The sequence below is a fragment of the Phycisphaerae bacterium genome (genome assembly GCA_018003015.1).
Lineage (GTDB): Bacteria > Planctomycetota > Phycisphaerae > UBA1845 > PWPN01 > JAGNEZ01.
The window spans coordinates 16,493-32,346 of record JAGNEZ010000065.1 but is presented as its reverse complement, the minus strand read 5'-3'; the positions used below and the strand labels follow the sequence as shown (position 1 = coordinate 32,346).

The following is a 15,854-nucleotide window of genomic DNA, read 5'->3' as shown; positions in this document are numbered from 1 at the left end:
TTGCCCTGCTCCACCGGATACTCCTGCTTGTACTGGGCGTAAAAGTAGGGGGTGTCCTCAGACAGCCTGTCCAGCTTGACCCAGTCAATGTTGTAGTACAGCAGAGCGATGTTCTTGTCCTCGCTCTGGTTGGTGATCTCAACCCGGCAGGACTTCCGGAAGGGCATCCGCCAGAAGCAGTTGTACGAGTCGGCATCCTCGACAATCACCGGGATACTGACCACCGACCGGCGTTCGCCAAAGCAGTTGGCGAAGAAATCGCCCACCGGGGCCTCGACACCCGGCCGCTCGTCGCCATCGTAGAAGATCCGCAGAAGCATCTCCTGGTGGTTGGCGGCACCCTGGGGGGCCCAGTTCTGCGGCTCAGGGCCGAGGAAGGTCACCCAGATATGGGTTATGGCACCCGGTCCTTTCTCGTCCATCAGCACGTGCGTCTGCCCGGGCTTGATCGTGCGGTTGTCACTGTTGCTGTTGGGGTCGCACTCGTCGGGCTTGCCTTTCAGACGAGCCGTGGATGTCGCCCGCATGCTCCGCCCTTCCTTCGGGGCGGCCAATTGCTCCATCGTGTCGGCCATCGCCGGAACCGGCGATACATACCCCGCCGCCACACCCACCATCGCCACAACACCCGCATACCACCACGCATTCCGCATTCGTCGCATCATCAAGACACCTCCACCCTGCATAGGGCCAAAACCTAAACTTTGGCCAGGCTGGATCCGTCTGTCAACCGCGCGCTTTCCGCCACCACCGGTCCACCCCGCCCCACACCCGGAAATTCAGTTCGGCCGCCTGCAGGAAACACTGGACAAGCCAGCCAAACTCATGCATGATGGCCCCGCGTAATGTCGTTCCAGGAGTGCGGCTTCGTAGAGAATAATAACCGGCCGCACGCGCTCTACTCAGGCAATCAGGAGAGGAGTGACGAAGATGGCAGGTATGGGAAAGATCGGCGTCGTTGGGCTGGTCACGTGGGCTTGGGTCGCGAACATGGCGCCCGCCGGCGTCATTCTCGTCCCGAACGGCTCTTTCGAGTTGCCTCAGCTCGCAGTGGCGCCACCCTATGCCGGATCGACGATTGAGGTCTGGCAGAAGGCCCCGGTGCCCGCCTGGTGGGCCGGGGCAGGCTACTCCTCCGACCAGTGGCGCGACGCGGGCGGCATCTTCGTCAATGTCGACCCCACCTACAACACCCCGATCGACAACGTCGACGGCAATCAGGTCGGCTTCATGTTCTCACCCCCCGGCTATGAGCTTTTTCAGGAACTCACCGATACCTTCGAGGCGGGTCAATCCTATCAGCTCATCGTCGCCATCCAGGGCGGCGGATACGGCATGCAGCTGGACGTTCCTATGGCAATCGGCCTCTACTACGTCGACGACACCGGCGCTCGCGTCACCATCGGCTCGACACTCGCCCCCAACACCAACGCCACGGCCGATCAGACCCACTTGACCGACTACCAGCTTGATCTGCCGGTCGTCCGCGCCTCCGATGCCTGGGCGGGCAAGAGCATCGGCATCCAGCTCTACTCGGCGGCTACCTTCGCCAACACGGGCGGATTCTGGGTCTTCGACAATGTACGCCTGACCAGCGCGGTACCCGAGCCCGCCGCCGCTATCCTGTTCGCTGCGGCGACCCTTGGCGTTGCGACCCGCCGCCGCAAGAAATGACCTGCGCGGACGAGGTGACATTGCGAGGACAGGCCTCATTCAGTGATCGGGACAGCCTCCGAAAGTCCCAACGCGGACCGAGGTCCGCGACGGGAAAAGCACCCATTCTGCCCGGCTCCGGCCTCACCTCCGATCAGACCGCGATCCCAAAAACCTCCGCGCCGCGCCTTCCGGTCCGCCGCGCCCCGACAACGGGCTTCACCCTCGTCGAACTGCTCGTCGTTGTGGGAGTCATCCTGATCCTCATCGCCGTGCTTCTGCCGTCGCTCGGCAGAGTGCGCCAGAGCGCCACCTTCGCATCCTGCCTCTCCAACCTCCACCAGATCGGGCTCGCCATCCAGATGTACGCCGGCGAGCAGGGCGGCTCAATCCCCTACGGCCCCAAAGCCCGGCGGGTGATGACCGCGACCGAGTTCTATCCGTCAACCGGCGCCCCGACCAGCCTCATCTCACTCAGTAACGGAAAACCGGTCGGAATCGGACTGCTCCTGCGGCAACATCTCGCGTCCCAGCCGCGCGTCCTGTTCTGCCCCGGCGCCGACCAGGCCGTCGAGGCAACCGACGAACTCGCCAAGGTCGGCTTCGGGCAGGCTCAAGGCTGCTACTTCTATCGCCATGATTCGGTGACCCGGCTCTTCGACCCGGTCGGCACCCTCGATCCGCCGGAACACGTCCGCCTCGCTAATCTCGGCCTCAATCGCAACGGCAGCCGCATCCGCGCCCTGGTCATGGATACACAACTCCTCGCCTCCAGCGGATTCGCTACCTTCGGCATCCGTCCCCGTACTCACCATTCCCAGCAATCATGCGGCGTACTGGCCGCCGATGGACACGCTCGCCGAGTGGTGAATAAGGACGGCGCCCTCGTCCTCAATCTCGACGATCCCAAGGTCCTCGGCGACGCATTCGGCCGGATCCTCTCGATCTTCGAGGCGGTCGATAACGAACGATGATGAGGCTCCCCTCCTCCGGCCACCAACGCGGCCAACAGAGATCCTCGTGCCCGGTTCCTTCACCCGACTTCGCCACGCATAACCCTGGCCCAGACGTCCCTTCCCCTTAATCCGATCTGCCGTAGAATACCGGCGTCCGGCCGGTTCCATGCCTGGACCGAGGGCGACCCGCCGGCAGATCGCCTGTGTGAGACCAGGCTTATGCCTTTTGATGCCAGTGAAAAGCGTGAAAGTCCCGTGCCGGTGCCTGCGGGACACACGCTTCGGGCCACGCCCGACCACTCAACCGACCGGCCCCGCCCTACGGCCCAGGGTAACGGTGCGGCCGAACCCGTCAACGACTCCCTGCGGCCGCTCCCCGCCACCCCGGCAGAACCCGTCCCGCCGCTGCCGCCCGACGCTGCCCAGGAAGAGAAGGACCGCCACTGGCTCAGGTACGTCTACCAGGGCGACCGCATCCCCCAACTCACCGTCCGGGCCGTGCTCATGGGCGGAATCCTCGGCATGTTCATGTCCATCTCCAACCTGTACACCATCCTTAAGCTCGGCTTCTCGTTCGGCGTGGCCATCGCCTCCTGCGTGCTGTCCTACGTGATATGGAATGCGATTCGAAGCCTCTCCCGCAACCGGCTCTCCCCCATGAGCATCCTCGAAAACAACTGCATGCAGTCCACCGCAACCGCCGCCGGAGCCTCCACCGGACATACCCTCGGCCTGGCCTTCGGAGCCCTCATGCTCCTCACCGGTGTCCATACCCCCTGGTACTACGTCACCCCATTCGTGTTCTTCACCGCCGCCTTGGGCGTGTTCGTAGCCGTCCCGATGAAACGCCAGTTCATCAACGTCGAACAGCTCACCTTCCCCAGCGGTATGGCAACCGCGGAAACACTCCGTAGCCTCCACGCCCACGGCAGGGAGGCCGTGCGAAAGGCCATCGCCCTGATCGCCAGCCTGATCCTCGCAGCCTTCGTCGGCTTCTTCAAATTCGAGCAGGGGACGATCACCCTCGTCGACAAGATCTTCCAGGCTACATTCCATGTGACCGACCTGGTCAAGTTCACCGGCTGGCTCAATCCGCTCGCCGGCCGGTCGCTGACCCTCAAAGGGCTGGGCTTCGAACCAAGTGTCCTCATGATCGGGGCAGGATCGTTCATGGGACTGCGCGTCACACTCTCCATGCTCGCATCCTCGGTCCTGCTCTATTACGTCGTCATCCCGCACTCACTGGGCCATAACTGGCCGGTCTTCGTCGCCGGCCACGAAGACCCCCTCCCCGGATCGAGCGTCCCAGGCAGCACCCTGGTCCTGCCGCTCAAATGGTCCCTCTGGACCGGCACCTCCGTCATGCTCTTCTCCAGCTTGGTCTCCTTCACCCTCCAGTGGCGCACACTCGCCCGATCGTTCAACGTGTTCCGCAAGCCGAACGGGAACTCGGATGCGGCCACGATGGCCGCCATCGAGGTCCCGTTCCGCTGGGTCATCCTGGGCGTGATTCCTACCGGTATCGGCCTCATCGTCGTCAACGCCCTGGCCTTTCAGATGGCTTGGTGGCTCGGCGCGATCGCCGTGGCCATGTCGTTCGTCGTCGCCCTGGTCGCCGGCCGGGCCACCGGCGAGACCGATTTCACCCCCACCGGCGCCCTCGGCAAGGTCACCCAACTCATCTATGCCGTGCTCGCCCAAGGCGACCGCGTGGTCAACCTCATGTCCGCCGGCTCAACCTCGGCCAGCGGTGCGGCGGCCGCCGACCTGCTCACCGATCTCAAGTCCGGCTACCTCCTCGGGGCAAACCCACGCAAACAGTTCACCGCCCAGTTTCTCGGCATCTTCTTCGGCACCCTCGCCATCGTCCCCGCCTGGTACCTCATGGTCCCGGACCTCAATGCCCTGCAGGCCTTTCCTCTGCCATCAACAGAGATCTGGCGCGCCGTGGCCGTCGCCCTCACCCGAGGCCTGGACACCATCCCGGTCACCGCCCGATACGCCGTGGTGATCGGCGCCCTGGTCGGCATCGCCCTCCCCATTCTCGGCATCCTGTTCCCCAAGGCCGCTCCGTACCTGCCCTCCGCTATGGGCCTCGGCCTCGCTTGGGTCGTACCCTTCCAAACCAGCTTGTCGTTTGCCCTCGGCGCCGTCCTGGCGTGGCTGTGGAAAAGAATCCACCACCCAACGGCCGATATCTTCGCCTATCCCATCGCCGCTGGCTTCATCGCCGGGGAGTCCATCGTCCTGGCCCTCCTGGCCATGGCGGCCACCGGCACGAAGCTCGCCTGGGGCACGTGATGGTTCTCAATGTGACCCGAACCAGCATCCGAAAAACTCAACGTCATCAACCTGCAAGGCAAGACCGTCGAGGGAGTCCGACTCGATCCCGGCAAGAAGTACAAGCTCGTACTGACGGTGAGAGCCAACAAAAGCGAGACCGCCCAGATCGAGTTCAAGACCAGGTGACCAGCCGCGAGCCCGGGGAGACCCCCCGGCCCTCGTCAACTGCCGGTCTCTCCACCCCTCACATTGCGCCATGCAACCGGAAAGCTTCGCCGATCAGCCACCAGCCCGGGCGCCGCCGGCTGCGCGGCCCACCGCCGGGCCGCGCCCCACCCCGTTGAACGCCCCCGGACAGGCTGAACGACCTGGTCGGTACCCGAAACTCACAGCCGCCTCGGGACCGGCACGGCCCCCGGGTTTGCACGCCACCAGCTCAGGCGATAGCCTGCCTGCCATCGCCGGCGAACAGCCGTGATGCCGGGTGCTCCCGGCTGCTGACGGCCCGTTCGGTGGACGCTTGACGGCGCAGATACCCAATTGCCCAGGTGCTGGAGCAGGAGGCGAGGGTCATGGGCGGACTATTCGCAACGGCTTCCCGGGAAGACTGCGTACACGACCTCTTCTATGGGACAGATTACCATTCTCACCTGGGAACCAAACGCGGCGGGCTGGCCGTCGTCGACGGCACCGGCTACACCCGCTACATCCATGACATCACCAACGCCCAGTTCCGGTCCAAGTTCGAGGACGACGTCCGCCGAATGAGGGGCCGACGCGGCATCGGCGTCATCAGCGACTACGAGGATCAACCCCTTATCATCGGCAGCCACTTGGGAACCTACGCGATCGTGACCGTCGGCCTGGTTCGCAACGCCGATGAACTCGCCCGCCGGGCCTTCAGCAAGCGACGAACCCACTTCTCCGAAATGGGCGGCGGCGGTATCAACCCCACCGAGTTGGTCGCCACCCTCATCAACCAGGAATCCTCCTTCATCGAGGGCATACACAACGTGCAGCAGTGCGTGGACGGCTCCTGCTCCTTGCTCCTGCTCACCGAAGAAGGTATCTACGCCGCCCGCGATCGATACGGCCGCACCCCCTTGGTCATCGGCCGCAAGCCGGGAGCCCACGCCGTTACCCTCGAAACCTGCGCCCTGCCCAACCTCGGCTACGAGGTGGACCGCTACCTCGGGCCCGGCGAAATCGTCCTGGTAACCGAGGAGGGCACCGAGCAAAAGAAACCACCGGTCGACCGGATGCAAATCTGCTCCTTCCTGTGGGTGTACTACGGATACCCCGCGTCAAGCTACGAGGGAATCAACGTCGAGGCCGCTCGCTATCGCTGCGGCGCGGCCTTGGCTCGTAGCGATGATGTCCAGGTCGACCTCGTGGCCGGCATCCCCGACTCCGGCACCGGCCACGCCATCGGCTACTCCAACCAGGCCCGCGTACCCCATCAACGCCCCTTCGTGAAGTACACGCCGACCTGGCCGCGCAGCTTCATGCCTCAAGATCAGGAAACCCGCGACCTCGTCGCCGGTATGAAACTCATCCCCATCCAGGTACTCATCCAGGGAAAACGCATCCTCTTCTGCGAGGACTCGATCGTGCGCGGGACCCAACTCCGCGAGACAATCCGCTCACTTTTCGACTACGGGGCCCAGGAAGTCCATATGCGACCAGCTTGCCCACCACTGGTCTACGCCTGCAAGTTCCTGAACTTCTCCCGTTCAAAGTCAGAGTTGGACCTCGCCGCCCGAAAGGCAATCAAGGAACTGGGCGAACGCGAACCCGATCTCGAAGAGTACGCCGATCACCGCAGCACCAAGCACGCCGCCATGGTCGAGCGCGTCCGCCAGCAACTCAACCTGACGACACTGAAATATCAGCGGCTCGACGACCTCGTGGCAGCCATCGGACTGCCCAAGTGCAAACTCTGCACCTACTGCTGGGACGGCGTGGACAACCGCCAGGTAGATGAGCCGCCCCTGCCGTTCCCCGAGGCCGTAGTGACCACCCCCAGCCCGAGTTCACGCCCGGTCCAAGGCCGGCCTGACTGCCGGAAAGCTGCGGGCACCGGACCATGCCCGCGGAACGGCGGCCGTCCGATCCCCCGGCAATAAGAACCGCATCAGGGCACCGGCCCCGGACCGGCGCCCCCGACGGGGAACAAACCATGAAGCGACGCACGTTTCTGAAAGGCCTGGCCGGCGTACTGGCCGCTCAAGCCTCAAAGACTGCCTCCCCAGACGCGAATCTCGCCTCTCGACCGACAACCCGTCCCGGCTTTCCCCGCGCCGGGGCCGCCACCCGCGGGCCTCAGCACCACTTCATGGGCTACTACGATAAACCTCCAGCGGATGCCACCGGCCGGTACCTGCTGGCCATGGAAGTCGATTTCATCGGTCGCGATCCCAGGCCCGGCGAGGCGGTCACCGTGGGCATCGTCGATCTGAAGCAGGAAAACCGCTTCCTGCCCTTGGACACCACGACCGCCTGGAGCTGGCAGCAGGGCACCATGCTCCAGTGGCTTGGCTACGCACCCGATCGCGAAATCATCTACAACAGCCTCGACGGGAACCACTACGTGTCCGTCGTTCGCGACGTCCACCGCGGCAGCACACGCCGCTTGCCGCGACCTGTCTATGACGTCAGCCTGGACGGGAAACAGGCCCTCACCCTCGATTTCGAACGGGTCAATCGACTCCGGCCAGGCTATGGCTATGTCGCTCTGCCCGAACAGCTCAAGGACGATCCCGCACCCCGCGATGCGGGTATCTACTGGATCGACTTGGCTACCGGAAACCATCGGCAGCTCCTGTCCATCGCCTGGGCGGTACAGAACAAGCCCCTCCCCGAGTTCAAGGATACCCACCACTGGTTCAATCACCTTAAGTTCAATCCCTCGGGTACCCGGTTCCTGTTCCTGCATCGCTGGCGCCCGCTCGACAAGGGCTCTTTTCGCACCCGCCTCTACACCGCCGACCGCGACGGCGGCAACGTGCGACTCATGTCCAGGAGCCTCCTCGTCTCACACTTCGACTGGCGCGACGACGAGACCATCCTGGCCTGGACAGCCACCCAGGACAAGGGCGCACACTTCTTCCTGATCAATGATCGCACCGGAACCTACGAGATCGTCGGCCAGAACACGCTCACCGCCGACGGCCACTGCTCGTATTCGCCGGACCGCAAGTGGATCCTTCTGGATACCTACCCCGATAGGCACCACCGACAGCGGTTGTTCCTCTACCGGCCCGCGGATGCCGCCCGCATCGACCTCGGCGACTTCGACGCTAATCCGAAGCTCACCGGTGCATCACGCTGCGATTTGCACCCGCGCTGGAATCGCGACGGTACCCGGATCTGCTTCGACGGTAGCTTCGAACCAACCCGTCAAATGTACATCGTCGATGTCCCGGAGCCGCTCAAGACCACGTCGTGATCACGGTTGCCGAGCCGGCCGAGAGACGGCCTCGCCGGGCGGGTATACTTCCCGGTCAGGGTGGGGTCTTGCGGCTTGCCGGCCGGAGCAGGTGACCGCCGTTGGCCGCCACCATCCCATCCCAGGAGGTGACCCCGTGCTATGGCCGATCACAACAACGTGGCCCCTGTCACTGTGCATGTGCCTGGCAAGCTCCGCCTTCGGGCAAACCAAGTGGGTGAGCCCCACGGAGACATGGGATACCATCGGGCCGCCGACCGGCACCCTGTTGATCCACGGGGGAACGCACGGCGGACGCGGCGCTGATGCCTTCATCAGCCTGGTGAACGACCCCGAGGCCCTCATCGTGGTCATTCCGACCGCCGGCCCGGACGCCAACTGCGGCGAGAATGCTCCCGCCGTCGCTCCCTTGCGCGAGCGGGGGGCAAAAAACGTCAAGGTCTTGCACACCCGCGATCGGAAAACCGCAAACTCGGTCGACTTCGTCGCACCGCTGCGCCAGGCCAGGGCAGTGTGGATCTCCGGCGGGCAACAGAGCCGCCTGGCTACCGCCTACCTCCATACACTCACCCACCGCGAACTGTTCGGCATCCTGCAACGCGGCGGCGTCGTCGCCGGTAACTCGGCCGGGGCATCCATTCAGGGCTCCTTCCTGTACGGAGGACATAACGGCGGCGACGTCGGCTTCGGCTTCGTGCGACAATCCGCCATCGGGCAACACTACATCCGACGCCATCGCATGGGCGGTCTCGCCAGGATTGTGAGCCAGTCCCCCGGACTGCTCGGCATCGGGATCGACGAGGACACCTTCATCATCCTCCGCGGAGATACGTTCGAGGTCTCCGGCACCAGTAAGGTCGCTCTCTGTGATGCCCGGCGTCCCGGCTGGTCCGTCGGACAACCCTACGAGTTCCTGTTTGCCGGCGATCGTTACGATCTCAAGAATCGCCGCACGCTCACTCAACACCCCTGGGATCCGGCCGGGCAGTGGAACGGCGCGGACAAGACATGGCAGGACCCGGCCGCGAATTGGAAAACGTGTGGGCCGCCAGAAGGTACCCTGCTGATGTGCGGAGCCCAGGCGGGGCCGGCGATCATGCAGCGGTTCCTTGACCTCCTGGGCGACCGCGAGGCCCACATCGTGGTCATTCCAACACCCGGCGCCGACAACCCCGGTCAACGAAACCAGCCACTGGACACACTCCGCAAAATGGGTGCCAGGAACGCGACACTCTGGCACACCAATGACCGCAATGCCGCCAACTCCACACGGTTCGTCACACCCCTGCGCAACGCCCGCGGCGTATGGATCTGCACCGGTGAGCAGTGGCGGCTGGCCGACGCCTTCCTCCACACCCTGGCCCATAAGGAGCTGTTCGATCTCCTGGACAGAGGAGGCGTCATCGCAGCGGAAGGCGGTGCTGCCCGATTCCTGGCATCCCGGATGGCGGGCGATGCCTACGGCTGGAACGAAGGCGGGGGATTCCTTCGGGCCTCGACCGTACACACCTGGCCGACCGAAAACCGCGCAATCGCCGACGTGGTCGCGATCCTGAAGAAGGAAAACTCACTCCTCGGGATCGGGATCGACCACGCGGCCGCCATCGTGGTCCAGGGAAACGAATTCGAGGTGATCGGCGACGGCAAGGTCGCCGTGTTTGATGCAACCCGACGCGGCTGGCCGTGGGAGGACGACGAGTCCCACATCCTCTTGGATACCGGCGAACACTACGACATGCGTACCCGCCGTCCAAACTGGTAGCCGATGATCCCCCAATCGGACCAGGCAATGCGGCAATCGAGGACCACCGGGCCTGCCGCCTGCCCCCCTCGACCGCATTGTCCGGGCCCATGCCGTTCGCGGGCCCAACTCTCGGCATCCGCGGCAATCAGACCGGAACACCCGTGGTGTTCTCTTCAGAGGACGCCGCGCCCTTGACGCCGCCGCGTCGCGCCGCTGCCTATTCAACCAGCTGGCCTGTGTCACGGGGTCTGCTGGAATAGGCGCCAAGGTCAGCGCCCACCTCCCTGACCGTTGGCCGCTGACCACTTAATTGGCTTCGTTTGGCGCAGGCAGTTTTTGACTCCGCGAGATCCACGAAACTCGCTTGATCACCCGGGGCCGTTCAAGCGTCGAGGATCAACCGGTGACCCGACGGTCAATGGCCCAGGGCGGCCGGTTGCTGCTGGCTGAGACAGTGAAGCGTACCCAGACCGAGAATCAGATCCCGGCAGTGGATGCCCACCACCCGTCGGTTGGGGAACAGACCGGCCAGAGTCGCCAGAACCGTCCGGTCGTTCGGGTCGTTGAACGTCGGCACCAGAACCACACTGTTGGCGATGTAGAAGTTGGCGTAGCTCGCCGGAAGCCGTTCGCCGCCAAACAACACCGGCTCCGGCATCGGAATCGTCACTACGGTGAGCGATCGGCCGGCGGCGTCAGTCGCCCGCTTCAGCCGCCCCAGATTGTCCACACTCATCTCGTGGTTCGGATCGCTCGCCTTGTCTTCGTAAGCCAGCACCACCGTCGAAGGGGCGACGAAGCGGGCCAGATCGTCAATGTGCCCGTGCGTGTCGTCACCTACGCAACCCCGACCGAGCCACAGGGTCTTCCGAATGCCCAAGTAGCGGGCAAATGCCTCCTCGTAGCCCTCGCGGCTAAGGCCCGGATTGCGGCACTGCTGCTCCGACAGGAAGCACTCTTCCGTCACCAGCAGCGTCCCTCCGCCGTCCGTATCAATGCTGCCACCCTCCAGCACGAAAGGCTGACCGTTGTCGGGCCGCAAGGCCTCCACCCGCTTCAGGCCGGTGGCCTCGGCAATGAACCGCGGAACGCCTTCGTCAAGCCGGTAGTTGTCATACTTGGCCCAGGCGTTGAATCGCCATTGGATCCAGATGACCTCACCATCCGTGGAGCGCACCGCGGTGGGAGCGGAATCGCGAAGCCACGACCGGTCGTTCGCGAGCTCGTGCAGGCGGTATCGGCAGGCACCAACGCCGTTCTGTTCGAGACAGCTAGCCGCCTTCTCACGGGTCGCCTCGTCGTGGCAGAGAATCTCAACCCGCTCGGAACCGCTCAACACACGGATGATCTCCGCATACACCCAGTGGATCGGCTCCAACTTGCCCGGCCAGTCGGGCTCGTGGTGCGGCCAGGCAATCCAGGTCGCATCGTGCAATTCCCATTCGGCCGGCATGCGGCAGGGGGGGACACCCCTCATCCCGGCGCCCGTCATGGCCGGTCACCCAGGTAACGCTCCACGATCAGAGCGTACCCATCAACCCGGCGGTCGCGGAGGAACGGCCAGTGACGTCGAACGCTTTCCATCTTCGAGCGGCTGCATTCGGCGGTCAGGACCGCCGGGCAGTCGCTCGGAGCCTCGGCCAGAAACTGCCCGAAGGGACCGCAAATGAACGACTGGCCGAAGAACTCGATGCCGTCCGTCCCCGGCTCGGTCTCGTGCCCGATCCGGTTGGCCGCGGCAACGTATACCCCATTGGCAATCGCGTGGCTTCGCTGAATCGCTCGCCACGCGGCAACCTGTTCCTGGCCGTACTGGGCTTTCTCCTTCGGGTGCCAGCCGATGGCCGTGGGATAGAACAGCACTTCGGCCCCAAGGAGCGTGGTGATCCGGGCCGCCTCAGGGTACCACTGGTCCCAGCAGATCAGCACCCCGATCCGCGCGTGGCGGGTCTCGAAGACCCGAAAGCCGCAGGTCGGGCCGGTCGCGTCCCCCGGCGCGAAGTAGTACTTCTCGTAGTACAGCGGGTCGTCCGGAATGTGCATCTTGCGGTAAGTGCCGATCAGCGAGCCGTCCGCATCCACGACAGCGGCCGAGTTGTGGTAGACTCCCGGTGCACGCCGCTCGAAGAGAGGAACCACGACCACCACACCCAGTCCGCGGGCGACTGGCTGCAGGGCTTCAATCGTCGGGCCGGGTACGGGCTCGGCCAGGGCAAACCGCTCCACGTCCTCCTTCTTGCAGAAGTACGTCGAGCCGAAAAGCTCCTGCAAACACACGATCCGGGCTCCCTGCGAAGCAGCATCCCGAATCCCTTGCGTCGCCCGGGCGATATTCGTCCCCCGGTCGTCGGCACAGGCGTGCTGAACCACTGCGATGGTGAAGGTGTCCGGTTTCATCGTGTCCCACAGAATACGATCTTGGCAGACGGTTATCCAGTGGGGGTAGGGGAAAACGTGCCGCAGGACCGATGGCCCGCATCGTCCAACGCCCAAGGTCTGTTCGCCCGGGTATGGTGCCACGCCGAAGGAACCCCGGATCGATGTCGAACCGAAGTGGGGGGGGCTGGTCAGAAGTGGCAGAGATAGGATATCCTGGGCCGAGACCGGCATTGGATGCCGCCCTCGTCGCCCGAGGCGGACCGCCCGCAGATTGCCAAGAGGAGGCATCGTGAGAAGCCCAGTATCGTTCATCGTCGCAGCGTCGGGCAGCTTCGCTTTGCTGGCCACCGGGCACTTGGTCGCCCAGGACTGGCCCCAGTGGTGCGGGCCCGGCCGCGACGCTAAGGTCACAGGATTCAAACCCCCCGTGACCTGGCCAAACCAACTGAACCTCAAATGGCGGGTCAAGGTGGGACAGGGAGAGGCAAGTCCGGCGCTGGTCGGCGACCGGCTGTACGTCCTCGCTCGACAGGGCGACGAAGAAGTGCTGCTATGCCTCAATCCCGCCGACGGAACGGAGAAATGGGCCTACCGATATTCAGCCCAGCCGGTAACCGGCCCGGCCAATCCGTTCCCGGGGCCACGCAGCTCACCGGCCGTCGCGGACGGCAAGATCGTCTGCCTCGGCGTCGGGGGAGTGCTGTCATGCCTGAATGCCCAGACCGGCAAGGAGATTTGGCGAAAGCACGATCCCAAGGAAGTCCCCCTGTTCTTCACCGCCATGTCGCCGTTGATCGTCGACCGCATGTGCATCGTGCACCTCGGCGGAGAAAACAAGGGAGTCGTCGCAGCCCTGGATTTGGCCAGCGGCGAACCCAAGTGGAAGTGGTCCGGCGAAGGCCCCTCGTACTCGTCCCCAGTGCTGATTACCGCCGGAGGAACGAAACAGGTCGTCGTCCAGACGGAGAAAAGACTCATCGGCCTGGGGTTGGCAGACGGCCGGCTGCTCTGGGACGTCGGGACCGAGCGCAAGGATGGCTACTGGCATTCCGCTACCCCCGTCGTCGACGATCAGACCGTGTTCTACACCGGCCAGGGCACCGGTACCCGGGCGGCGCGCATCGAGAGGCAGCGAGATGGCTTTGCTGTGAGGCAGCTCTGGTGCAACGAGAAGCTGGGGACCTGCTACAACACCCCGGTCCTGAAAGACGGTTTGCTGTTTGGCGTGTCCGACCGCGGCCATCTCTTCTGCATGGACTCCAGGACCGGCGCGGCCAACTGGACGCTCGAGGCCCGATGCTCGCCTTTCGCGACCATCGTGGATGCGGGTCCCGTGCTCCTGACCCTGCCGACCAAGCCAGTCCTGGTCGTCTACAAGCCGGATGGCAAGGAGTACACCGAGATCGCCAGGTACACCGTGGCCGACGCGGAAACGTATGCCTTCCCGATCATCTCGGGAAACCGCGTCTTCGTGCGAGACCGGATCTCGATCGCACTCTGGATGCTCGAGTGATCGGCGCCCGGCAGCGTCGCAATGCCCGGACCGGACAGGCATCTTCAGGTTGCCGATCGGCGTCGACACAGTGTCGACTTGGCATCCTGCTGACCCTCGAAGTGCAAGGAGCCAACTCATGGCCACGTTCTTCCGCATCGGATGCTGCATCCTGGTTTGCGCTGGCTTGACCCGCGCCGATCTCAGCGTGCTCGAGACCGGGGCGTTGGGCGACGGCAAGACCGACTGCACGGCCGCGTTCCAGCAGGCCATGGACAAGACGGCCGCCGCCGGTGGTGGCATCGTCAACGTGCCCGCGGGGCAGTTTCGCATCAACGGCACACTCAAGGTGCCCGGCCTGGTCACCCTCCAGGGAATCGCCCGCACCGCACCGGCCGACACCCGCGACGCCCAGGGCCGCTACCAGGGCTCCGTTCTGCTGGCCTACGCCGGACGCGCTAAGCCCGAAAACCCGCCATTCATCACCTTGGCCGGCAGAACCGCCACCATCGCAGGACTGGTGATCGCCTATCCCGAACGCAAGATCACCGAGGTCCCCCCGGTACCCTATCCCCCCGCGATCAGCGCCAGAAACGGCGATAACCTGGCCGTCCTCGACTGCATGATCGTCAACCCCTATGAGGCCATCCACTTCGACGGTGCGGCACGGTTCCTCATCCGAAACGTGCACGGCTACCCCGATTTCCGCGGCCTCTACGTTGACAACTGCTACGACATCGGCCGGGTCGAGAATGTCCACTTCTGGCCATTCGGCACAAACTACAACCCGAACGACCCCTACTCGAAGTGGGTCAACGTCAACGCCGTCGCCTTCGAGTTCGCTCGCACCGATTGGCAGTACGTGACCAACACGTTCTGCTTCGGTTACGGCGTCGGCTACAAGTTCTCAACCACCAAGGCCGGCTCCTGCAACGGCAACTTCCTGGGCATCGGGGCCGATTCCTGCCGGCGGGCAATCCTCGTCGAGGGCTGCCAGTATCCCGGCTTGCTCATCACCAACGCCGAACTCGTCGGCCGGTGGGGCAGCAACGACTCCGTGGGCATCGAAATCGCCGAGAAGTCGGGTGACAGCAAGGTGAGCTTGATGAACTCCTCATTCTGGGGGCCGATCGACCGCTGCGTCTGGTCTCGCAGCCGCCAGACCCAGTTCACCTCGATCGGAACCCACTATTGCGATTGGGACGTCGGCGGTACGGGTTCGCCCGCTATCCAGATCGACGCCGGGCGGGCGATCATCGAGGGCAACACCTTCCGCGAGGGCGAGACCCACGTCCTCGTCGGGCCGAAGGTCCGATCCGCGATCATCATCGGTAACCAGGCGGCCAGCGGTCTGGCCGTGACAAACCAGGCTGGCGCACGGACCCAACTCCTCGCCAACGAACCCGACGAGGCGACCCTGTTTACCGACGCCCTCCGATCGTGCTATCGCGTCGATGTCGGATCGGTGGGCGACCAGCCGTTCATCAGCCGCGCGCATGGCCGCGAACACATGCCTCACCCAGGCGAGGACACCATGCGCTGGACTTCCGGCAACACGCAGTTGCGTTTGCCGGTGATGCCTGGCAAGCCAAGCGAGATCGAGCTGGACGTCAACCTGCCCCCCCAGGCCATCGATCCCCAGAATGGCCTGTATCTGGGCCAGACACGCCTGGCAACGCTGCCCGACAAGCCGTACCAAGGTATCGTCAAGGCTACGATCCCGATCGGCACACCGGATCGCGTCACCCTCACGCTCAAGGTCAAAAAGTGGCGGCCTGTAGAGGTACAACCTGGTTCGCAGGACGGCCGCGAACTGGGCCTGGCCTTGTACTCCGTTACCGTCCGGGCCCAGGGGGCGACCTCGCAGCCGGCCAGCGCGAACGCTGGTGAGTAACCGAC

The 15,854-nt window shown here is 64.4% G+C and carries 11 protein-coding genes; 8 read left to right on the top strand and 3 right to left on the bottom strand.

Features of this window, described 5'->3' with window-relative positions:
• Window positions 1-665: DUF2961 domain-containing protein (locus KA354_20750; GenBank protein ID MBP7937081.1), on the bottom strand; the 665-nt coding region annotated here is incomplete at its 3' end.
• A 265-nt stretch (window positions 666-930) separates the two neighbouring features.
• On the opposite strand from KA354_20750, the gene KA354_20745 reads away from it, so the two are divergent.
• The 6 genes from KA354_20745 to KA354_20720 all read left to right on the top strand — a co-directional run bounded on the left by KA354_20745 (window position 931) and on the right by KA354_20720 (window position 10,102).
• Window positions 931-1,674: a PEP-CTERM sorting domain-containing protein gene (locus tag KA354_20745; GenBank protein ID MBP7937080.1), complete on the top strand. Its 744-nt coding sequence runs from the start codon at window positions 931-933 to the stop codon at window positions 1,672-1,674.
• Window positions 1,671-2,627, top strand: coding sequence for a prepilin-type N-terminal cleavage/methylation domain-containing protein (locus KA354_20740; GenBank protein MBP7937079.1), 957 nt, complete (start codon window positions 1,671-1,673; stop codon window positions 2,625-2,627). The genes KA354_20745 and KA354_20740 overlap by 4 nt, the downstream gene beginning before the upstream one ends.
• A gap of 237 nt (window positions 2,628-2,864) precedes the next feature.
• Window positions 2,865-4,910: an OPT/YSL family transporter gene (locus KA354_20735; GenBank protein MBP7937078.1), complete on the top strand. Its 2,046-nt coding sequence runs from the start codon at window positions 2,865-2,867 to the stop codon at window positions 4,908-4,910.
• 554 nt (window positions 4,911-5,464) lie between these two features.
• The gene (locus KA354_20730; GenBank protein ID MBP7937077.1) at window positions 5,465-7,018 is read left to right on the top strand and encodes an amidophosphoribosyltransferase; all 1,554 of its coding nucleotides are present in this window, start codon (window positions 5,465-5,467) and stop codon (window positions 7,016-7,018) included.
• 53 nt (window positions 7,019-7,071) lie between these two features.
• Window positions 7,072-8,340 (top strand): hypothetical protein, encoded by a 1,269-nt coding sequence (locus KA354_20725; GenBank protein ID MBP7937076.1) that lies wholly within the window; start codon window positions 7,072-7,074, stop codon window positions 8,338-8,340.
• Window positions 8,341-8,476: 136 nt separating this feature from the next.
• Complete coding sequence (locus KA354_20720) at window positions 8,477-10,102, top strand: Type 1 glutamine amidotransferase-like domain-containing protein (protein MBP7937075.1); 1,626 nt, start codon at window positions 8,477-8,479, stop codon at window positions 10,100-10,102.
• Between the two features lie 397 nt (window positions 10,103-10,499).
• Here the strand turns inward: KA354_20720 and KA354_20715 are convergent, their stop codons facing one another.
• Together KA354_20715 and KA354_20710 are read right to left on the bottom strand one after the other, a co-directional pair.
• Window positions 10,500-11,576, bottom strand: coding sequence for an agmatine deiminase family protein (locus KA354_20715; GenBank protein MBP7937074.1), 1,077 nt, complete (start codon window positions 11,574-11,576; stop codon window positions 10,500-10,502).
• Window positions 11,573-12,481, bottom strand: a complete 909-nt coding sequence (locus tag KA354_20710) for a carbon-nitrogen hydrolase (GenBank protein MBP7937073.1) — start codon at window positions 12,479-12,481, stop codon at window positions 11,573-11,575. The genes KA354_20715 and KA354_20710 overlap by 4 nt, the downstream gene beginning before the upstream one ends.
• A gap of 271 nt (window positions 12,482-12,752) precedes the next feature.
• Here KA354_20710 and KA354_20705 point away from each other — a divergent pair, with 271 nt between their 5' ends.
• Together KA354_20705 and KA354_20700 are read left to right on the top strand one after the other, a co-directional pair.
• Window positions 12,753-13,976 carry a PQQ-binding-like beta-propeller repeat protein gene (locus KA354_20705; protein MBP7937072.1) on the top strand — a complete coding sequence of 408 codons (1,224 nt, stop codon included), beginning with the start codon at window positions 12,753-12,755 and terminating at the stop codon, window positions 13,974-13,976.
• A gap of 118 nt (window positions 13,977-14,094) precedes the next feature.
• Complete coding sequence (locus KA354_20700; protein MBP7937071.1) at window positions 14,095-15,849, top strand: hypothetical protein; 1,755 nt, start codon at window positions 14,095-14,097, stop codon at window positions 15,847-15,849.
• The last annotated feature ends 5 nt before the right edge of the window (window positions 15,850-15,854 follow it).